The 19,701-nt window shown below is 61.4% G+C and carries 23 protein-coding genes and 1 pseudogene; 5 read left to right on the top strand and 19 right to left on the bottom strand.

What is annotated here, in order from left to right; translation table 11 throughout:
• The first annotated feature begins 26 nt into the window (after positions 1 to 26).
• From CFBP4996_RS25745 to CFBP4996_RS25730, 4 genes are all read left to right on the top strand, one after another.
• Complete coding sequence (locus CFBP4996_RS25745) at positions 27 to 431, top strand: hypothetical protein (RefSeq protein WP_080855496.1); 405 nt, start codon at positions 27 to 29, stop codon at positions 429 to 431.
• Positions 428 to 946, top strand: coding sequence for a thermonuclease family protein (locus CFBP4996_RS25740; RefSeq protein WP_245311029.1), 519 nt, complete (start codon positions 428 to 430; stop codon positions 944 to 946). Before CFBP4996_RS25745 ends, CFBP4996_RS25740 begins: the two co-directional genes overlap by 4 nt.
• A 264-nt stretch (positions 947 to 1,210) precedes the next feature.
• The gene (locus tag CFBP4996_RS25735; protein ID WP_080855495.1) at positions 1,211 to 1,504 is read left to right on the top strand and encodes a WGR domain-containing protein; all 294 of its coding nucleotides are present in this window, start codon (positions 1,211 to 1,213) and stop codon (positions 1,502 to 1,504) included.
• A gap of 51 nt (positions 1,505 to 1,555) precedes the next feature.
• Positions 1,556 to 1,834 carry an HU family DNA-binding protein gene (locus CFBP4996_RS25730; RefSeq protein WP_080855494.1) on the top strand — a complete coding sequence of 93 codons (279 nt, stop codon included), beginning with the start codon at positions 1,556 to 1,558 and terminating at the stop codon, positions 1,832 to 1,834.
• Between the two features lie 59 nt (positions 1,835 to 1,893).
• Here the strand turns inward: CFBP4996_RS25730 and CFBP4996_RS25725 are convergent, their stop codons facing one another.
• The 10 genes and pseudogenes from CFBP4996_RS25725 to CFBP4996_RS25680 form a co-directional block, all read right to left on the bottom strand.
• Complete coding sequence (locus CFBP4996_RS25725; RefSeq protein ID WP_162936182.1) at positions 1,894 to 2,067, bottom strand: hypothetical protein; 174 nt, start codon at positions 2,065 to 2,067, stop codon at positions 1,894 to 1,896.
• A gap of 288 nt (positions 2,068 to 2,355) precedes the next feature.
• Entirely contained in the window at positions 2,356 to 2,517 is a 162-nt protein-coding gene (locus CFBP4996_RS25720; protein WP_162936181.1) for a hypothetical protein, read from the bottom strand.
• Positions 2,518 to 2,834: 317 nt separating this feature from the next.
• Entirely contained in the window at positions 2,835 to 3,149 is a 315-nt protein-coding gene (locus CFBP4996_RS25715; RefSeq protein ID WP_080855493.1) for a DUF736 domain-containing protein, read from the bottom strand.
• A 731-nt stretch (positions 3,150 to 3,880) separates the two neighbouring features.
• A complete protein-coding gene (locus tag CFBP4996_RS25710) occupies positions 3,881 to 4,009 on the bottom strand; it encodes a hypothetical protein (protein WP_272868910.1) in 129 nt (42 codons plus the stop codon).
• Between the two features lie 4 nt (positions 4,010 to 4,013).
• Complete coding sequence (locus CFBP4996_RS25705) at positions 4,014 to 4,952, bottom strand: hypothetical protein (protein WP_080855492.1); 939 nt, start codon at positions 4,950 to 4,952, stop codon at positions 4,014 to 4,016.
• Entirely contained in the window at positions 4,952 to 5,878 is a 927-nt protein-coding gene (locus tag CFBP4996_RS25700; RefSeq protein ID WP_080855491.1) for an ArdC family protein, read from the bottom strand. The genes CFBP4996_RS25705 and CFBP4996_RS25700 overlap by 1 nt, the downstream gene beginning before the upstream one ends.
• A 315-nt stretch (positions 5,879 to 6,193) precedes the next feature.
• The gene (locus CFBP4996_RS25695) at positions 6,194 to 6,793 is read right to left on the bottom strand and encodes a hypothetical protein (RefSeq protein WP_080855490.1); all 600 of its coding nucleotides are present in this window, start codon (positions 6,791 to 6,793) and stop codon (positions 6,194 to 6,196) included.
• Between the two features lie 341 nt (positions 6,794 to 7,134).
• On the bottom strand, positions 7,135 to 7,518 hold the full coding sequence (locus CFBP4996_RS25690) for a hypothetical protein (protein WP_080855489.1): 384 nt from the start codon (positions 7,516 to 7,518) through the stop codon (positions 7,135 to 7,137).
• A 7-nt stretch (positions 7,519 to 7,525) separates the two neighbouring features.
• Positions 7,526 to 7,987, bottom strand: a pseudogene (locus CFBP4996_RS25685) (hypothetical protein); the annotation flags it as partial.
• Positions 7,988 to 8,085: 98 nt separating this feature from the next.
• Entirely contained in the window at positions 8,086 to 9,873 is a 1,788-nt protein-coding gene (locus tag CFBP4996_RS25680; protein ID WP_080855488.1) for a ParB N-terminal domain-containing protein, read from the bottom strand.
• A gap of 35 nt (positions 9,874 to 9,908) precedes the next feature.
• Between CFBP4996_RS25680 and CFBP4996_RS29495 the strand changes: the two genes are divergently transcribed.
• On the top strand, positions 9,909 to 10,466 hold the full coding sequence (locus CFBP4996_RS29495; protein WP_080855487.1) for a helix-turn-helix domain-containing protein: 558 nt from the start codon (positions 9,909 to 9,911) through the stop codon (positions 10,464 to 10,466).
• Here CFBP4996_RS29495 and CFBP4996_RS25670 read toward each other — a convergent pair.
• From CFBP4996_RS25670 to CFBP4996_RS25630, 9 genes are all read right to left on the bottom strand, one after another.
• Positions 10,453 to 10,755, bottom strand: a complete 303-nt coding sequence (locus CFBP4996_RS25670) for a cold-shock protein (RefSeq protein WP_080855486.1) — start codon at positions 10,753 to 10,755, stop codon at positions 10,453 to 10,455. The two genes, CFBP4996_RS29495 and CFBP4996_RS25670, sit on opposite strands and share 14 nt — an antisense overlap.
• Positions 10,756 to 10,772: 17 nt before the next feature.
• Positions 10,773 to 11,207: a hypothetical protein gene (locus tag CFBP4996_RS25665; RefSeq protein WP_233283453.1), complete on the bottom strand. Its 435-nt coding sequence runs from the start codon at positions 11,205 to 11,207 to the stop codon at positions 10,773 to 10,775.
• Positions 11,208 to 11,301: 94 nt separating this feature from the next.
• Positions 11,302 to 11,412, bottom strand: coding sequence for an HU family DNA-binding protein (locus tag CFBP4996_RS29575; RefSeq protein ID WP_245311037.1), 111 nt, complete (start codon positions 11,410 to 11,412; stop codon positions 11,302 to 11,304).
• Between the two features lie 81 nt (positions 11,413 to 11,493).
• Positions 11,494 to 11,766 (bottom strand): hypothetical protein, encoded by a 273-nt coding sequence (locus tag CFBP4996_RS25655; RefSeq protein ID WP_137396083.1) that lies wholly within the window; start codon positions 11,764 to 11,766, stop codon positions 11,494 to 11,496.
• 148 nt (positions 11,767 to 11,914) lie between these two features.
• Positions 11,915 to 17,026 carry a helicase-like domain-containing protein gene (locus CFBP4996_RS25650; protein ID WP_080855483.1) on the bottom strand — a complete coding sequence of 1,704 codons (5,112 nt, stop codon included), beginning with the start codon at positions 17,024 to 17,026 and terminating at the stop codon, positions 11,915 to 11,917.
• A gap of 96 nt (positions 17,027 to 17,122) precedes the next feature.
• Entirely contained in the window at positions 17,123 to 17,518 is a 396-nt protein-coding gene (locus CFBP4996_RS25645) for a DUF3085 domain-containing protein (RefSeq protein WP_080855482.1), read from the bottom strand.
• An 11-nt stretch (positions 17,519 to 17,529) separates the two neighbouring features.
• Positions 17,530 to 18,129, bottom strand: a complete 600-nt coding sequence (locus CFBP4996_RS25640; RefSeq protein WP_080855481.1) for a DUF1419 domain-containing protein — start codon at positions 18,127 to 18,129, stop codon at positions 17,530 to 17,532.
• Positions 18,130 to 18,319: 190 nt separating this feature from the next.
• The gene (locus CFBP4996_RS25635) at positions 18,320 to 19,237 is read right to left on the bottom strand and encodes a DUF3991 and toprim domain-containing protein (protein ID WP_080855480.1); all 918 of its coding nucleotides are present in this window, start codon (positions 19,235 to 19,237) and stop codon (positions 18,320 to 18,322) included.
• A 209-nt stretch (positions 19,238 to 19,446) separates the two neighbouring features.
• Complete coding sequence (locus CFBP4996_RS25630) at positions 19,447 to 19,629, bottom strand: hypothetical protein (RefSeq protein WP_080855479.1); 183 nt, start codon at positions 19,627 to 19,629, stop codon at positions 19,447 to 19,449.
• Positions 19,630 to 19,701 lie beyond the last annotated feature (72 nt).

The following is a 19,701-nucleotide window of genomic DNA, read 5'->3' as shown; positions in this document are numbered from 1 at the left end:
TTGAAAGCAAACGTGAGAAAACATCGATGAGACATTGGAGAAAAGTCTGGTACGCGCTGATCGGCCCACTGATGATCTGGGTCGTATTCATCATTGCGGTCCCGTTCCTCGGCACGGCGGCGATCGGTTCGCTCAACGTGCTTCCACCGCTTGGCGACATGATCCTCAGGACCGCCGGCGCCTTTTGCGTTCTCGTCCTTGCGCCGCTCGCAGCCCTTGCGGAGATCGCCCCGCCCTTCGTTACGGAGGAGGAAGTCCGCTGGCGGAACCGCAACGCCGATCAACTCTTCGAAGGTAGCGTAAGCTGGGAAGATGTGCCGTTCCTGCCGCCGGTCCTTAATAGGATCCGGTCGACTAAAGCTCTTCGCCGACCGAAGGAAGAAGAGGGCGACGTAACCGCGCCATCCGCGTCAGGCGCGAAGGCCTCATGACGATTCGAACGGCAATCTTGGGTCTCGTATCCGCTCTTGTGGCCACTGTCGTTATTGGGGTGTTCGGCGACAACCGCTCGCGCCCATGGGAGCTCCTAGCACCGCGCAGCGCTTCGACCGAGGCGATGACATTTGCTCCGCCGGAAAGGATCGAGATGTTCGAAGCCCGGTTCGCGCTGTGCGATGGTCCGATTCGGGTGAACTGTATTATAGACGGAGACACATTCTGGTTCAGAGGCGACAAGATCCGGATCGCGGATATCGATGCTCCTGAAATCTTCTCACCCCATTGCCGCGATGAAAAGCATGCGGGCGAAATGGCCCGCGACCGTCTGCTATTCCTCATGAATGCCGGAGGGTTCACGCTGGTATCGGGATGGCGCGAGAAAGATCGCTACGGCCGCAAACTCCGTACCGTGACGCGCAACAATCGCTCCCTCGGTGAAGCGCTCGTTGAAGAAGGCCTTGCCCGGCTCTGGAACGAACAGGAGCGCGACTGGTGTTCGATCGATTGATAAGCGGCAACAAAATCTGGCTGAGATACCGGCCCCAACGGGTGCGACCGTATGCCGGTGCAGCCGGCCAAGCGAAAGGGGGCGTCACCGCAGGCGGAGACCGGTTACGGGCTCCGTGAGCTCAAGCGAGTAGCACCCGGCCGGCGGATGCCGGGTTCGCCCGAACATTCCTATCACCTATTCCATCAAGAAAATGAATCGACGATGACTGTTCGATTCATAGGTGTCGTTGGACCGTATCATGAACATCGACGATCATGCGGTATGGGTATTTACCACTACCAGCTCTATTGCCAGAGGATCGACGTCAACAGGAACATGGCGCGCTACTATATGCTTGCGATCCAGCCAACGCTGTTCGGGGAAATAGCGCTGGTGCGAACATGGGGACGCATCGGCGTGGCGGGTGGGGAGATGACGGAGGTCTTCGGCACGGAGAAGGATGCTGTCTCGCGCTTTCTCGAGCTGGTGCTGCAGAAGCGAAAAACGGGCTACAGACCAGTAAGAAGCTGTGGAAACCTGCCGACGCACCCTCATCCGCCCTTCCACGTCCCATGACAACGTCGCGATCTGCTGAAAAGGTTTTCCGTCTTTAACGAGGAAACCATCATGACCACAACCAATGAAATCGCTGACAAGATCGCTTCCGAACAGGGCCTGACCAAAGCACAGGCCAAGACGATCGTCGAGGCCGTGTTCGCATCGATCACGGCGGCTGCCACGTCCGGCGCGGAAACGTCGATCCCCGGCTTCGGCAAGTTTAAAATCAAGGATACCCCGGAGCGCGAGGCTCGTAATCCGGCCACTGGCGCAACGATCAAGGTTGCTGCTGCGAAGAAGCTGACCTTCCAGCCTGCGAAGGCACTGAAGGATACGCTGAACAAATAACCCTCAGCAGGACGGGCGGAACAGGCAAGGGAGCCGCCGAAGCGGCTCCCTTCAGTGCGTCATCGGCGCGGCCTGCCGTCACGCTCGAAGCTGATCTCGATCTCGACGAAGAACGGGATCTTGATCGCGAGTTTCAACGCGAGCTTGCCACCCCGGAAGAACTGGCAGATTACCTTTGCGAGGATGCTGAGCCTGCGGCCTGTGGCGTTGAGGAATTGTGCGAGGCGTTTCATGAGGTTGCTCCTTGTCGATTGCGGTTATCGCGGGGAGAAAATGCAACCGGAAAGGCAGGCTGCACCGGCAGGCCGCAACGCCAGTGGAGGACCTTTCACTGCCGGATTTCGGGCCGCGAGGAGCCGCTTGCGGCGGGGAGAATTCCGGCGGGGAAAGGTTGCTGCCTGACTGCGCGGGATGCACGATCCCCGATAGTCGATGACCGTTCTCGACACGGAGACCGTGAATGTGTTGCACATCATCGCAATGGGAGGCCGGCGGCCTCACACCGCCAGCGATATCCGCCCTCAGAAGGGCGGCACGGCGTCGATGGCCCCGTCCTGTTCGGCCATGATGACCGCCAGTTCGGCCTGAGCCAGTTCCAGTTCCGCGGCAATCTGCCGGCGTTCGTCTGGATGGCAATGGTTCATCTCGGCGCGCAGTTCTTCAATGTGTTGTTCCAGCAGCATCGTCATCTCCTTGACGTTTGAGAAAGATGACGCGGCGGGGCGTGAGGAAATGGCGGGGTCAGGGATCGCGCTAGCGACCGCCGGAGGCGGCGAGCGGAGGAACCGATTTTCTGGTGACGCCCTTTAGGGTGGCTCCTGAAAATGGGAGGTGCCGTGAAGTCCTTGAGGCCGGCATTTTCTCACGGCACGATTGATCGCTCTGAGCAGACCCCACCTCTCCGCATAGTGACCGGAGATCGGTGCGGGCTCGAAGCCCGTTCCGATCTTCATCACCAGCAGGGGTGACCCCGCCTGGTGGGCGGGGCCGGGTGTTTCGATCAGGCTTCCCGCTTCGGGCGGTTCCAGACGAGCGTGTAGTCGCCGTCCGCCTCGGCCGGCCACAGGGCTGCGTTGATCGGAGCGTTGAAGCTCGGGTCATCGAGCGTCACCGAGATGTAAGGTTCACCGTCGCCGGAGACCTTGTTCCAGCCTGCGCCGATCTCGACGCCGGCGCCTGCCGTGATGCGGAAGTCGGGGGCGTCGCGGGAGGTGCGCTCGATCGGGTTAAGGCGGGCCTTCAGGCCGACGGTGAGGGTGCGGACGTTGCCGGTGATGGTGTTGCCGTTGGTGGTGAATTCGCCGATGATAGCCATTGTCGTGATCCTTTCGGTTTGATCGGGCCGCGACCATCGCGTCCTCGATGACTGTCGAGTGGATCGGGGACGATCGCGCCGCACCCCGCAGGGGCCTGAACGAAGTGGCGGACGGCCGGGACGCGGCTTTTTTGTCTCGCGATGCAAAGCCGAAGGCGGCGGAAAAAACCGGGGCATGGCTGTTGCGGAAGGACGATCGAGGCGCAGCCGGTCTTCGATCAGACATGTCAAATCGAGGTCGCGTTGGCCGCGCCCGGTTCCAACAAGACCGAAAGGCTCTCGGGAATGGCGGCCGTCATCGCCATTATTTCCCGGTCAACCGAAAACACCGCCATCATCGCCAATGTCCGCCTTCGTCTATGCCGTGACGGCGCACCTCAACCCGATCGACCCGCCCCCTTTCCAGCGCTCCCCGTCCCTCATCATGGCCAGCGCCGGCTGAAGGTCGGGCTGAACCGGAGCCCGAACAGAGCATGAAGCTGCCATCATATGCTGACGAACACGGTGCGCCACCTTCGCTCGACCCAACACGTGGCTGATCGGGAAGAACGGAAGCAATGCCACTGGCCCCACCCTGCGCCAACGCCAGATTGATGCTCCGCCACGCCCGTCAGGCGGAGACTCTCCGTCCCGGTCGTCGGGGTGGCAGAAGGAGTGATTATCAGGGCAATCGTCAAGTTCGCCTACTACGCCGGAAAAATGACAGGCGTTTTCGCCTGCCGCGGACGCGGTCAATCGTAGATGACACGCGTCACCCAGATCGACACGCCTGTCTCGCTTCGGATGTCGGTGAGGATATCCACGAGAGAGCCGAGTTCGCCGCGTCCGACAGTTCTCGTGCGCGGATAGGAAAGCGGCAATCGTTCACAGGCCGCACATTCCTTCGCATTCGATGGGCCAGAGATCGAGTTGGCCATGGTCGGCGGCCGTTGACAGGTCGGCCGCATCAAGCGGAACGCATGAGCGATGGAGATAAACCTCGCCACGGATGCGTCGAATGCCGGTCCGCAGTGCCCGATCGACGATCACCGCGTCTGCCCAGGCTTCGGGATCATGGTCGCGTATGTGACGCCAACGTCGGTTGTCGTGAAACGGACATCCGATGCAGGCAGATTTCGGAGGCGCCGGATAATCATGTCGGCGCAGCCAAGCGAGGCAATCGCGCCTGCTCATCCGCTGTTCGATTAACGGCCAGCGATTGATCTGCCAGTCTTCGAACGAGGGCTTCATTCGGCTCGCCTCGTCTGTCGAAATCCCGATCCACTGCTCCGCGACCGCATAGTCAGGCGAGCGTTTGCGCGTGAGGCCCAACAATTCCCGGACTTTCCTGCGGATCGGTACGATCTTATAGTCCGCAGTACAGGCCCGGCGCATCATGCCGATCGATACCGTCTCGCGCGATGTCACGAGAGAGCCGATTTCGACGAGTTCACCCTCGTCGTCCTCATCCAGAACTGCGCGCTCGGTCCCAGCTGGCGTCACGGTCTTGGCAAATGCCGGTATGGAAGCCCACCGCTTGCCGGCTGCCGCATCCATGAGATTGTCACGAATATTCCCCGCCGATACAACATAGACCGGGAACGGCAAGACATTCGGCGACGTCAGCCATTCGAGGTGCTCGTAGACGGCTTTCGGCTCCCAACCGGTATCGGCGAATATCGCGCAATCCGGCATGGGTCCGATCTCCCCATGCGCTGCCATCAGCGCCATAGTGGTGGACTGGACACCTGCGCCAAGCGAAAGCGCACGCAGCCGGATCGGGGACGATCTACCCGCCCCGGCAAAATTTGAGATCTGGAGCATCAGGCAGCCTCCTGCCCGGCCGTCGCTTCCGGCTGAAGGTCATGCAGATAGGTGACAGCGCGCTGCGCGTGCGCTGCGGCATTGAAGATCGCCCGCTTGTCGGAGCCGAGGATTTCGGCCCAGCTCTGGATATAGGCGGCATGATCGGGCCGGGGCTCCAGTTCCGGCACAATGCCCAGATCGGCGCACAGCATCGCTGCACCAAGCTCCACGAGCATTTCTTCGAATGCCCTCTCGCGGCGATCTTTGTGATAGCGGCTGAGGTCCCTATTCAGCCGGGCGGGGCCGCCTGCCCAATGCAAGGTTTCGTGCGCTCTCGTGGCAACGAAAGAGGCCATGTCCCGGAATTGTTCGGGCCGTGGTAGCTGAATGTGGTCGGATACGCTAGAATAATAGGCCTTGTCGCCGCCATAGCGGATGACAGCACCGGTATTGTCGAAGAAGCGATCGGCGTGCTCGATACGTTCGAGCGGCTTTATGATCGGCTCTGGGAGACTGTAGTAATGATCCGCGAGACCGTCGATCTGATCGCAATTGAAAACGGTGTAGGCTTTCAGGAAAGGAATATCGCGCTCGACCTCCCCGCCGACCGCATTTGTTTCGGTCTTGGTGAAGCGGCTGGCATAGACGACCGTGGCACCGGTTTCGCCCTTGCGCACATGGGCACCGAGTTCATTCGCCTGGCGCAGCGTCATCCACATCACTGAAGCGAAACCGCTGGCAACGCTCTCCGACCAAAGCAAGAGAACATTGAGGCCGGTATAGGGTTGTCCGTTGTGGCGAAGCGGCCGGCTCACCCGGCCGGACAAATTGGCCGCGCTCCACGGCCGCACCCATGGCCGCACGCCTTTTTCCAGATCAGCGACAATCCTGTCGGTGATGCGTGCGTAGATGTCGGTCCGCGTGTTTGCAGTTTTCCTGCTCATTTTCAAACCTCCGTTTCAGGAGGCCGCGCTTATCGCAGCCCCGTCGCGGAGGGCCGAAAGCAGGAGTGTTCAGGGGGCATGTGCACCGGAACGGCCGAAACGTAAGTGGAGGACGGCGAAGCCGTTGCGCCTCGCCACCGGCTCCTGCAGGACCGACGAACGGGACGGGGCCGCAATAGCGCGCTCCGTCGTTTTTCGCTTTTGCTCCTTATTCGCGTTGAGCTTCGCTCTGACCGTGACACGAAAAGAGGCCGCCTCACGTTGAGGCGGCCATGTCACGGAGAAGGCGGAGCTAGATGCTCCGCCGGATTAATCTCAGCCGAGAGCGTCCATCTGTGCTTCGGCCGCCTTGCGGTCGAGCGTCTGGCCGGGATTGTCGACCGGCCGGTCGAAAGGTTTCCACTGTTCGCCGACAATCTGTTCGTAGGCTGCGACGGCGCCTTCAGCCGCCATCCGGAGCGCATGGGCCTGGATGCCCATGTCGGCTGCGAACTCACGCTTGCGCTGGGCGGCGCTGTCGTATCCGACCGGACCGTCGAGATCCTCGTCGCGAGCGTCCGATGCACTCTTGGCGGTCGCATCGCGGGCTTCGGTGACGGCTTTGCTGTAGAACTGGCCAGCGCCATGGGCCGATCCGACATAGGCTCCGACGATCCGCTGGAGATGGATCTGCATCGCCCGTTCGCCAAGGCCATCAGAGAGGCCGGTTGCGGTCTCGACGATCAGGCGTTCGTGCATGGCACGGATGCCGTCGCTGTCGAGGATGGCGGTTCCGAAGCTTTCGGCGATGCGCAGCGCCTGCGCTTCATCGGGGCATGTCAGGCGGACCATTTCGATGGTGGCGCCCTTGCGGAGCTGGACGACACGGGCTGCGGGACGGGCTGCTTGTCGGGGAGAGGTTGCGGGCTTTGCCATGATGGCTTCCTTTTCGGTTTGTCCAAAGCGTTCGGCCCCTTGGCCGTTCTGTCCTTCGGTGCGGTCGAAAGGAACCGGCGCAAGCCGGGCGGTTCAGGGTCCGGGCAGGCCAGATCGAGAAAAGCCGGTGCGCGGGCAAGCGGGGCCAAAGCCCTGCGAGGCCCGCGTACGTGTTTTGCGACAAGCGGCATGACCGGCCGCCACGCGGCGCGACAGCGGCCTTGAACCGGACGGGCGCTGGTTTAGACCGCCACAAAACCGAAGGACAGAACGGCCAAGGGGTTTATCCCGGATGCCGAAGCAGGAAAGGAAGTCATGCAAGCTACGCGACCAGATCTTCGTCAACCCGCCCGCCGCTGTTCGACAATCAGGACCTCCGATCGTTTCAGCGCCCTGCAGTCCGGCTCGATCAGACCCGCAGACCAGAGTGCGCGCAATGGTGCGATTGCAGCCTCCTGACGCGCGAGTTTGCGAGAGAGCGCGTCGATCTCCGGCTGACGCTCTGCGGTCATCGCGGCAAGATTGGCACGGTAGCGGCAGAGAAAGGATTTCGGTTCCGGCGGCCTGCCACGGCGATAGCCGGATCTGCGATGGCCAGGTCGTCGGATCAACGCGGTCATCCTGGCGGTAATCTGACGCTCGATCATCGCGATCTGATGGCGCGTTTGCCGGCAGGCGTCTTCCATTCGGCGCAATTCCGCCTGTCGATTGTGGGGAGAAATCATGCCGCGGCCTACCTTCCACGACATCGGCGGCGATTTCATCGGCCGTGACATCCTCCAGCACTGCCGAGGGATAGCCGTGAGTGGTCAACCATTGCTCTGCCGCCAGCCGGCTTGCGTCGAAGTGAACAAGCTCGGCATAGCCGCCGGGACGGTCGAAGACGCGGCAACTGCCGACCAGCGGGCGTTCGACGAGGGTGAACATCAGTCTGGTGTCCAGCGAAAACGTGCGATGGACGCGGATCGCGATCATGCCGCCGCCGCCATAATCACCTTCATGCAGCGTGAAGCTGGGCGGACGGGCTATGTCGCCGCCACCTCGTTGATCAGCCCTTCGGATCAGCCGGCCGCTGCTGTTGTTCGTCTTCCAAGCTGACAGTTTCTTGCGATGCCTCTCAGGCGGACGTGGCTGGCCGTCAGACCATGCCAAGATCGAGCCGATCGGGGCCAGAAAAGCGATATGTGCGGACATGATGATCTCCTTGGTTTGGAGTGGCTGGAAAACAAAGCCGCCGCCGGTGAAGACCACGGGCGGCGGCTATTCATTCGGAGGGGAGGTGAGTGATGCGGCTACTCCGCGGCGATCCCGTATGCGTCCTGCTCGTCATCCGGATCGCCGTCCTCGGAACCTTCCTCGGAAGGATTCGGAAGGTCGCCTTCGGCGTCGGGAGCGGTGAGGCCTTCATCCTCATCAATCGTCGCCTCGTCGGCTGCTGCATCTTCCGCGGCGTCGCCCTCGGCGTCGTTGCCGCCGGTGTCGTCATCTTCGACGACCTCCCCAGCCTTGATCAGATCGGCGATGTCCTGCGGGTCGGCTGCGAAGAGTGCTGACGCATGAACGAAGCGTTCCTGCTTGAAGTGATCGACGAGCGCCGCGCGCGTTTCCCGCACCTTCTGACGGGGAAGGACGTTCGCTTCTTTCGCCGCCGCTTCCATTGCTTGGCGAGACAAGCACAGCAGAAAATCTTCCGATCCCATGTTGGCTAGGAAGCTGTCGGCGCCGATGGCATCACCGGCGATGCGGGACACAACGCCGCTGTTGGACATGCCCCGCCGGCACGACAGCACGTCGATCAGCATCGAGCGCGCGGTCACACGCAGCGTCTCCCCATCAAAGGCGAGTTTGCCGTCCTCGCCGATCAGCCGGGCGGCATGGCGCTTGAACCGCTTCGACCCGAGCACGGCGTCGTTGGCGCCGCTATCGACCCGGACGTTCAGACCGGCGAAGGCGAGGACGAGCAACGCCATCAGCGTATCGTCCTCGATCGGGGTGCGACCGAGGGCCTCGTGCAGGGCATCGGTGCGGAAGTCGCCGATCATGTCCTGGCCCTTCTGCGTCACGTCCGGGCGGGACTTCGGCGTATCGACGATTGCGTCGTCAGTCTCGGGCAGACCGCCCGCCGTCGCTGCGTCACCTCTACCTTTCTTCTTCTCCTCGGGCATCCGGTAAGCAACCGACTGTACCTTGCCGTCACGGTCGAGATACATGCCGACATTGTCGGACTTTGACGGCTTTCCGTAGATGCGCTCAGCCCTCTTCGGCAGCTCCGGCTGGCCCCAGTTATTGACCTCGATGATGGCGCCCTTCTTGGGAAGGTTGTTGGTCATCCATTCCTGCTGCGCGCCGAGGAACGCCTCGACATTGGTCGTGTAGCGACTGTCCTGGTCGGCCGGCGCGAACAGATCCTCGAGCCATTCGATGCCATAGGCGGTCGCGAGATCATCTCCGAAGCTCGCATCCTTGGCGAACATGCGGGTCTTGGAAAGCGCCCGCGAGATGTTGTACCAGTCGGCGCGCTCGGTCTTCTTCGGCCTATGCGCCTTCCAGACCTCCTTCTGCTCGTCGAGCGAGGCGGCGGCGATCGTCCGCAGTTGTTGCTCGTTCGGCATATCGCCGAGTGCCATATGGTCGAGGGCGGCCGGAAGCACGTTAGCGAGAAGCCGAAGCTTCCTGATCTGGCGCACAGGCAGTGCAAGCGCCACGCCGATGGCTTCCTCGGTCCAGCCGAGAGCGACGAGCCGTTCGATGCCGCGCCATTGGTCGACGGGATTGAGCGGTTCCCGGGCAATGTTCTCGATCATCGAGCGCATGGCGCCATTGTCGTTCGCCGCCTCGACGACGAGGACGGTGATTTCTTCAAGTCCTGCGGCAATCGCCTGCTTCACGCGGCGGTGGCCTGCCTGGATGATGTAGCCATTGCCGCCGTCGACTTCCGGCGAGATGACCGGCGGCTGGATGATACCGACCGCTTTCACTGTCGCAAGCAGCAGCGCGTCGGACTGCGGAGACGACTTCGAGCGGCGGGTGTCGTCGGGATTGTCCTTGAGCGCTCGGGGATCGAGTTTGAGGATCTGCATGATGTTGCTCCTTCCGGGATTGCCAAGCCGGCGCTATGCCAGCTCTTGTCTGTCTTCAGTTCTTTCCGAAGACACTTCCCGGACCGCAGAGCGGACGGGCCGGTGCAACTGCGCCCGAGCGGCCCTGGCCGTCAGGGCGAGCGGGGCGGAGCCTTGCGAGAACGGCGGGCAGGGTTGAGGAGGGGGCGGTTGAGCGACAGCGTCACCAGGTTGGGCGATCTGCGAGAGGGGTTTTCTTTCTTCCTTCCCGTCTTTTCCTCGCCAGAAAAATAATTATAGTTTGCACCATGGCATATCAAAAGCAGAAAGCGCCAACCGAGCTCTGCGAGTTCGTGGTGCGTAACCTTTCAATCGTGATGGAACGAGAAAGGGCCAAGCGGAGGATGACCAAGGTTGACTTCGCCAGACTTTGCGGCATGACGCCGCCAGCTTTCCTGGCCATTCTGTCCGGTCGCGCCAATCCGACGACTGACACCATCACCCGTATTTCGATCGCGCTTGGCGTGACGATGTACGAACTCATTTATGACGATGAAGACGCGCGGGCAATCGCCACGCATCGTGGTCGTACCCTTGGGCTCAAGTCGGCCTAAGGCCCCATTCCTTCTCAAACGCGTCGTTGAAGTCCGAAACAGCATCTTTAGTGGAGGTGCCGGTCCGGCGAATGACCTCAGCCGGCGGAAGAGCGCGCACCTCTTTGGCGGTTGGCTTTTTGCCTTGCTGGCCCACGAAGAATTGTAGCCGCAAGCCTGGTAGCGGCACTGGACAGGCCGGGTCGGCTATGTTGCTTAAATGAAGGAAGATGTCCGGGCCGCCATCATCGGGAGCGATGAATCCATAACGTTTTGCGGCGTCAAACCACTTGACCGTGCCTGTGCGCATCTCTGTCTCTGTCTGTCTTAATGGGGCTTCACGAGCGATTGTTTCGCAGCCCAGGTTTCATAATTCCGCAACAGATCCTCGACGTTCGGCCATTGCGGATACTCGCGCCGCAACAGCTCCATCTGCCGCGTCAGGTCGCATGAGTTCCGCATCGCGCTTTGTCGAAACCGTTCAAGTACGCTGACTCGCATCAGAGCCAGACACTCCGGCGATTCCAGATCGCGCGGCAAATGCTCCAACAGTCCTGTGACGACGATCACCCAGTCGTTGACGATAAACGGTTGATTGTCCTCCGTCACTTGGCCCGCCATGTCCTCAAGCATCGACATGAGCGCAACGAACCGCACCGGCCATGTTTCGGCGAGGAACTCCGGCGCCATCATTTCGATCTGGGCGCGCATGTCGGGAGGAAGAATCTCACAAAATCCGTGTCTTGAATATTCAACACCCAATAGTCACTCCTCACTATCTGCAGAACATATTTTTTCAGCGTTCAGGCGCTTCTTATTCTCTTTGCCGGCTCGGAAGAGCGGGGCCACTTCTCCTCTACGAAGACAGCCTTAGCGTTCTGCCCGAGCGCGCAGGACGCTGGCGCACAAGAAATGCCCTGAAACTTCGCAATTCCATGCGGTTCCTCTGTTCAATAGCGGCAGCGATGTCTTCGAGTACAGCATCGAAAAGTCGCTCTACATCTTGACGATAGAGAGTGGATTGCGCTTCGCTATAATATCGATGAGTTCAGACTTGATCATTATTCTTCATCGCAACCCGCGTATCACGTTCTCGCGAATGGACCTTGGCCTCGACTGTGACAAGCAGGGCGGTCTCCTCGTCGGATTTGACGATGACGGTCACTTCCTGGCCTCTGCGAATCGTGTTGACTGCCTCATGAGCGGCAGCCTGTTCATCGTCTGCCTCCAAGAGCGAAGTATGGGTAACAAGAAAAAATGGCATCCGTCCTGCAATCGTATTGTTCGGCTTAGAAATTGAATGCGGGACGCTCGCGGTCAAGGCGGATGCTCAGATTTTTTGCGCACGCAAGGATCCATGCTTCATGAACGCTCCGCAAGCAGACTGGTCACTTCGGTGCGAAAAGTCGATTTCTTGGTTAGCTTGACCTCGACGAGCGGAATAGCCACGACCCGTCGGGCCAGACCATCTAAGCCGCTGCAGCCTCTGCTTCTGGGTCTCCCCGCGCCGACCTTGCCAGCGCCTCTTCGACATCACTCAATGCCTCGCGCTTTTGAGCCAGTTCATCGGTGAAGGCAAACGAACCGCTCTGCCGCGATTGATAAGACACCAGACGGTGGCGATACTCGTTCAAGCGTTGGCGATAACGCTCACGCTCCTCGTCAAACCCGTCGAGGGCATGCTCGACGCGGGAGATCGCGCCGAGCGGCGTGACGGTGACCGGCAATTCGATCTCATAATCGGCGCCAGTGCGCTGAAGCAGCGTCTGGTAATGGTAACTGTCACTGCGACCGAACTTTTCACCGGAATAGATGAGATCGAAGCCGCCAATGCTGGCAATATGAACCTCACCCTCTTGCTGCAGTTGGACGAGTGTGAGGATTTCCTTCATCAGCGCCCGGCCGGCATCCTTCCGCTCTTGAAGGGGCTGGCCAATCACGTCCATGTTGAAGGTGTCGCCACCGGTCGGAATAAGCCGCCCGATGTCCTGGCCGATCTCACCGATCCGCCGCGTTGCCGTTTCGATCTCGCGCTCAGCGTCGCGAATCTGCCGGCGGACGGCAAACAGATCGTCGTCGTGGGCGGCGCGCAGGCGCTCGAGACGGGCAATGTCGGCTTCGAGACCCGCCTTCTGCATCAGGCGTTCGTCGCCCGAGGCAATCGCCTTGGCCATCGCAAACTGGTTTGCCTGGCCTTCGTTCAGGTCTTCAAGCCGCCGGATCGATGTGTCACCGCTGAGCGCGGCCGCGATAAAGCGCGCCTTGCGCTCGTTGTTCTGCCACATGGTCGCGTCGAGAGAGCTTTGCGTGGCATAAGCATAAATATCGACCTCGTCATGCTGGTTTCCCTGGCGCACAATGCGTCCCTCCCGCTGCTCGATCTGTGACGGCAGCCACGGCACGTCGAGGTGATGGAGTGCCTTCAGGCGAAGCTGGGCGTTGACGCCGGTGCCCATCGTCTCGGAACTGCCAATCAGGAAGCGGACCTTTCCGGCCCTGATATCACCGAACAGGCGCTGCTTGGCCTCGGTTTTCTTGAAGTCCTGCATGAAGGCGATTTCCGGAGCCGGCACGCCCATTCGGATTAGCTCATCGCGGATCCAGCGATAGGCCGAGAAGCCGCGCGTCTTCTCAACATTGATCGTGCCGAGATCGGAGAAGATCATCTGCGCGGCGCCGGAAAGCTCGAACGGCTTGCCGTCCGGGCGGACATAGGTGTTCTCCTCCGTCTCCTTCCATATGCGATGGGCATTGCGCACCAAGAGATTGAGCTTGTTCTCCGGCTCGTCGTCCATCGCCGGCATGACCAGCCGCAGATCGATTGCGGCATGCCGACCATCCGTGATGACGGACAGAAGGATGTCGTCGCCGGGCTCCGGTGGACGATCGCGCTCCTCGATCGCCTTAATGCGGGCTTCAAGGATCCGCTGATAGGTCTTGAATGCCGGCGTCGGTGCGGCGGTGAGTATCTGCCGCTTGCCGGTGGCAATGTCAGGCACCTTGACATACTGGCGCAAATCCTCCGGCATCACCACGTCGGCGAAGGCACGGAACATGGCAATGAGCTCGGGCACGTTGACGAAGCTCGCAAAGCGGCTGACGGGCTTGTATTTGCCCGAGGGCTGAAGCTCCAGCTCGGTCTTCTCGTCGCCGAAGTTCGAGGCCCAGGCGTCGAACTCATGCAGCCCGCGTTCGTGCAGGGCCTGGTAGCCGAGCAGCCGCTGAATGGAGAACATCTCGCCCAGTGTGTTCGTGATAGGGGTGCCGGAGGCCAATACCAGCGCCCGACCTGGATTCTTTGTCTCGATGTAGCGGGACTTCACGTAAAGGTCCCAGGCCTTCTGCGATCCATTCGGATCGATACCCTTGAGCGTCGACATGTTGGTGGCGAAGGAGAGCTTGCGAAACTCCTGCGCCTCATCGACGACGATCTGGTCGACGCCGATTTCCGAGATGGTCAGTAGGTCGTCCTTGCGGGTCGAAAGGCCCTGCAGACGTTCCTCCAGTCCCTCCTTCAGCCGTTCCAGCCGCTTGCGCGAGACGCGGTCGTCGCTCTCGACCCTCGTCAGCAGCTCTTCATAGAGTTGCAGCTCGTCGTGGATCATCTGTTGCTCGAAGGCCGAGGGCACGCCGATGAACTTGAAGGCCGAATGGGTGATGATGATAGCATCCCAGACCGCGGTCGCGGCACGGCTGAGGAACCGGGCGCGCTTGTCCTTGGTGAAGTTGGTCTCGTCGGCGACCAGGATGTTGGCCGATGGATAGAGCGCCAGGAACTCGCGCGCCGCCTGCGCCAGGCAATGGCCGGGAACGACCAGCATCGCCTTGGCCATCAGGCCGAGCCGTCGCTGCTCCATGATCGCGGCCGCCATCGTCATCGTCTTGCCGGCGCCAACGGCATGGGCAAGATAGGTTGAACCCGACGAGATGATCCGCCATATGCCGCGCTTCTGGTGGCCGTAAAGAACGAAAGCGTCCGATGCTCCTGGCAACTGCAGATGCGATCCGTCGAACTTGCGCGGGGCGATGTTGTTGAACCGGTCATTATAATCGCGTGCCAGGCGGTCGGTACGATCGGGATCGGTCCAGACCCATGTCTGGAAGGCTTGCTTGATCTTCTGCAGCTTGTCGCGGGCGGCTTCGGTATCGACGACGTTCAGCACCCGGCGCTCGCCGCCCTCATCCTTGAAGGTGTCGAAGATCTGCGGCACGCGAGAGTTCAGGGCGTCAGCCAGCAACTCGCCGGCATGACGCCGGCTGGTGCCCCATTCCGACGTGCCGGCGCCGGTGTAACCGAGTTGCCGTGCCTCGACTGTCCAAGAGCCGAGTTCCGGCATGTGATGGATGCGGATTTCCGCCCCCATCATGTCGTTGACGAAGGCAACGACATCGGAGGCCGGGATCCACGGCGCACCGAGACGGGCGGTGATGTCGAATGGTCGCAGATCGGCAGGCTGCACCTCCTGTAGCGCCCGGACATTGCGCTGGAATGCCGGATCGAGGTCCGCTGCTGCCTGCGCCTCAACGAGCTTCGTGCGGACCGGACCCGAAAGGTAGGCATCGGAGGTTTGCCACGCGCCATCGGCAGGATTGATAAAGACGGCATCACCCAGGTCGGCAATCACACCGTGCACGTCTCGATGCAGGAGCTCGGCGATATGGTCGATATCGACGCGGCCGCTCTCGTTCAGAACCACGGCGAGCGCATCGGCGGCGCTGGTGATGACGGGGGGCGCCGGAGGCGAGATCACCCGTACGGAAAAGATCGGGCCGGGTTTGGCCGTGTCCGTTTCGAGATCATAGTCTTCGATGGAGGCAACCAGCCAGCAATCGGGATCGTCGAGGAATGGCTGCAGGTTCGGCCGGCGATGGATCTCGCGGACCTCGCCAGTCTGGTCGTCTTCGGAGATCGACACCGAGGTATGGTTGATCGGCCCGAAGTCGCGCACGAAGGAGGACCAGGCGATGCGCAGCCGCACCTGATGATCCTTCCAAGGCCGGTCCTGCTCCTGGGCTTTCAGCACTTCACGCACCGCGTCGCGGATCGGGATAAGCTTGGTGATGATCCGGGCATGTTTTTCCGGCACACCGTCGGCAGAACGGCTTTTGCGGACCTTGATCGGAACCGGAGAGCCGTCGACCATCTGCATCAGCCCGTGCCTGGTATCGACGAAGAAGCTGCCCTCGCGGACTTTCGAACCATTAGGGCGAAGATTGACGATGTCGCCGAGTTCATCCACCAGATCGATGTCGATTGCCGTCGGTTCGCCATCATAAAGGTCTTCCGGAAGAAGGGAGATGGCGGCATTCAGCGCTGTTTCGAGATCGACGCCGGTGCGCGGGCGGCAGGTGTAGGTTTCGCCAAAGGGGCCGGAGGTCAGGGCATGGTCGCCAAGGACGAAGTCGGGATGCCGCGCGAACCAGCGATTAACGCGAATTGCGCCTTCATCCTCGGTGGAAGGACGGACCTCGTCGACGTCGAGCCAGGTCTGATCGCCCTCGGGCTCGCCGGCCTTGCGCTTGCGGAAGAACAGGATATCGACCACGACATCGGTGCCGGCGTCGCGCCGGAAACTGCCTCCGGGCAGGCGGATCGCCGCGATCAGATCCGAGGACCTGGCGATGTACTCGCGCGCGGTCGTGTCAGCCTTATCCATTGTCCCGGAGCTGGTGACGAAGGCGGCGAGAGCGCCGGGCTTCAACAGGTCGATCGACCGGGCGATGAAATAGTCGTGCAGGCGAAGGCCGAGCGCCCGATAGGCTCGGTCCGAGCGAACGGATCGATCGGAGAAGGGAGGGTTGCCGATCGCAAGATCGAAGATCGGCGTCAAATCGGTGCGGGCGAAATCGCCGATGATGATCCGCGCCTTGGGCTGAAGGAGCCGGACGATACGCGCCGTGACCGGATCAAGCTCGACGCCGGTCACGTAAGCGGTATCGCGATAGACTTCCGGCATCAGTGCCGGAAACAGCCCCGTGCCAATGCCCGGTTCCAGCACCCGGCCGCCGCGCCAGCCCATGCGCTGCAGGCCCGCCCAGATCGCCCGAATAATGAACTCCGGGGTAAAATGGGCATATTGGGTGCAACGCGACAGGCTGCCGTAATCGCCATGCGACACGGCGGTTTCCAACGACGCGCCGAGATTGTCCCAGCCTTCGCGAAACTCCACCTCTCCCGGGCGTCGGAACATGCCATTTGCCAGTTCGGACGCGCCGAAGCCGGTGAAGCGGATCAGGCGCCTCTGCTGGTCGCGTGTTGCTGGAACGTCGAGCTTTTCGAGTTCGTTGGCCGACAGGATGGCAGCGACGTTGATCCGGGCGCGCTCCTTCCACGAGGCGGCCAGACCGCGGTCCTCGCCGTCCTCGAAGTAAAAGTTCTTGGGGTTGCCCTGTTTGCGGGTACCACTGGCTACAGCATTAGAAGGCCGCATCGCCGGGGCGGGCGCCGGCGGGGGTGGATCCGGATCGTCGTCGTTGGCGGCCTCGGGCGCGAAGCTGGCAAAGGCTGTGACGCCAAGTCCAAGACCTGACGAAAGCGCGTTATTGCCGAATATATCAAGGGTAAAGGGATCGTTGCTCATCAAGTGCCTCCTTGGAAACGAGCAGGCGCCGTCGCCGGCCGCGGTGGACGGGAGAGGTTCGCCGGAATGTTGGAAAAGCGACCGCGACGGGTCGTGTCAGCGGATCAGTTCGATGGACATGGAACTGTCGTCCATGATGATCCGGAGATGGGTTGCATCGGGCGCGGCCGTGATCAGCCGCTCGATTTCCATTGCGTCGAGAAACTCGACACCGTCATCACCCCCGAAATACTGTCTCTTGTAATGCCAGTAATCCGGGTTGGTCTGGGGATTGCACTCCTCGGCATAGACGACGAGCGCACGTTGGCTTCCGGCCAGCTTGCCGTTCGACATCGCGTATACGCTCTCGTCTCCAACCAGCCATAGGCCGGCGCGAGCATCGCTATCGGGGGATATCCCGTGATAGGGCACGCGATATCCCCCATTTGCGTCCGCGTCAGCGCGGCCACGCGCCAGCACGGCGCCAATATCGGTCACAGAGAAAGTGAACATATCACGCCGCCTCACGCTGCAATCGCGTCGGGCAGATAGCGCAAGTGCACCGGCAGCTTGGACGCGATCTCCGCGTCGGTCAGATCCTCGAGCAGCTTGACGTTGATCGCGCCACTCCCGAACATGCGGATGTTCCGCCTGCCGCGCTTAGGAGCTGGAAACCGGAAGTCGGAGTAACCGCGATACTCGTCGGCCGTGCTCGACCAGATATGCTCGAGGCGCTCCTGACGCGTCATTGCCCGGGCCGGCCGGGTCTCCCGCTCGATAATCGCGGTACGCATCTGCTGGGCCGAGGACGTGTCTGCAAGATCGCAATAGCCGTGAAAATAACGGATCTTGCCGTCAATCCTGAGGGTGAAGAAGACGGAAGTGATCGAACCTGTCAGAAACTCGCGCATCGCGAACATCTCGCCACGGATCCACAGTGGCGGCAGAACGTCGAGCATATAGTCGCTGGACGCCTCATCGATCTCGAACCACTCGCCAGAATAAAGCGCACTGTCGTCGCCGTCCCATCGGTTCGGTCGCTGCGCGTGCCGGTCGAACATGCGAAACATCTGCCGGCGATCGGCGATGCCCTGATAGACTTTACGGATGGGAGAGAGGGTCATGATCGGGCTCCTTCAGCCTCGTCCGGACTGAGACGCGGCGGATCCTCATGGTCGCCATCTTTTCTTCAGTCCTTCCTGACACCTCCTTCCAGGCCGCCTCTCCGTCCGGGCGGGTCAAGGGCCGGCATAGCCGGGCGAAGCTTTACCCTTGACGCGGCCGGCGGGCATGCGGCACGCCTCCCCTCTCTCTTTACATTCTTCTTTCTTTCCTCTCCTGCTCGCGAGCGCGGAGTGCATCATTCCAGTCGTCGGCCGGCGGCTTCAGCCGTAACCAGTCGCAGCCCGCTTCATCGGCAATGTCGCGAAGGCGGCCGGCAAAACTCTCACCCTGGCTGTTGGCATCGGTAGCCGCGACGAGCAGCGCACCGGTGCACGAGACCAGCTTGCGGAGTGCGACCTCCGTCGTCGGCGACCAGCCTCCGCCGGTACTGAGATAGAGGCTTCCGTCGCGCAGCCCTTCGAAAGCGGCAAGGCTCATGGCGTCGATCGCTGCTTCGGTGACGCACAGGCGCAGGGCGTCTCTGGCGCCGAGACGGAACAGCACCTTCGATCCGCCCTTCGAAAATCCCCGCCAGTCCGGGCCGCGCTCTTCCCAGCCGGTCACGGCACCAGCGTCATCGACATGGGCCGCCCACATGCTGCCGTATGGACCTTCCCGCAGGACATTGGTCTCAATAGCTGCGCGGAGGATCCTTGGCGGTACGTAGCGATCGGTGGCAAGATAGCGCCACGTCATAGACCCGCGCCATGGCCGTCGCCGACCGTCCCATCGCTCCCAGATGGAAGCTGCAGGAGTGGTATCGCGCACTGAGCGTCGCCACTCTGGCTCCTGCAAGTCGACCCCAAGCAGCGACGCGACACGTACCAGAGCATCAACAAAAGAGAAGCCCTCTACATGCTGAACGAGGCTGAAGACATCGCCCTTGGCCTCGGAGAGCGGGTCGAACCATCCTCTGCCGCCGTGTATGACGATGACAATCTCCCCGCCGCGCCGGTATTTGATTGCCCGCCGTGTGCTTTCTTTCAGATCGAGCACGAACCCCGCCTGCTCCAGCACGACGGCGCACGGGACACGATCCCGTAGGTCTTCAAGTTTCTGTTTCTCCATCCTTCTGCCGGCGCTCTTGGCGCCGCCCTTCTTGTCCGTTTCATTTCTCCCGCAATTTGCAGGACCGTTTCCGACGGCCCGCGAAGAGCAAAGGAGGCAAGGGCGCGACTGGCAACCTGCAGATCTGCACCTTGCGCAAACGGTACATGCCAGCCGCGGCGAAGCTTCCCTTGCCGCCTGCAGCTCGCAAGCGGCAAGGAAATGCCGGCTCAATGAGCCGGCCCGTACGAGAATGGATCGAACTCCGCGATGGTCTCGACTTCGCCGTCATCGAGTTCGTCGCTCGGAAGGACGCCGAACTCGCCGCCAGACCGGAAAAGCGTGACCGGGACCATAAGAGTGCGGGAAAGCTGGAAGGCGTGGTTCTGTGCGAGGTTGAGATCTGTGTTCATTGGAAGGCTCCATCTTGGAGCGGGCCGCTCCCGCTCGATGGCTCCCGTCAGTGTCCGGAACCGGTTGCGATC

This window comes from Agrobacterium leguminum (assembly GCF_005144435.2).
GTDB classification, from domain to species: Bacteria; Pseudomonadota; Alphaproteobacteria; order Rhizobiales; family Rhizobiaceae; genus Agrobacterium; species Agrobacterium leguminum.
The sequence above is the reverse complement of the archived record's forward strand: the minus strand, read 5'-3'. Positions and strand labels throughout refer to the sequence as shown.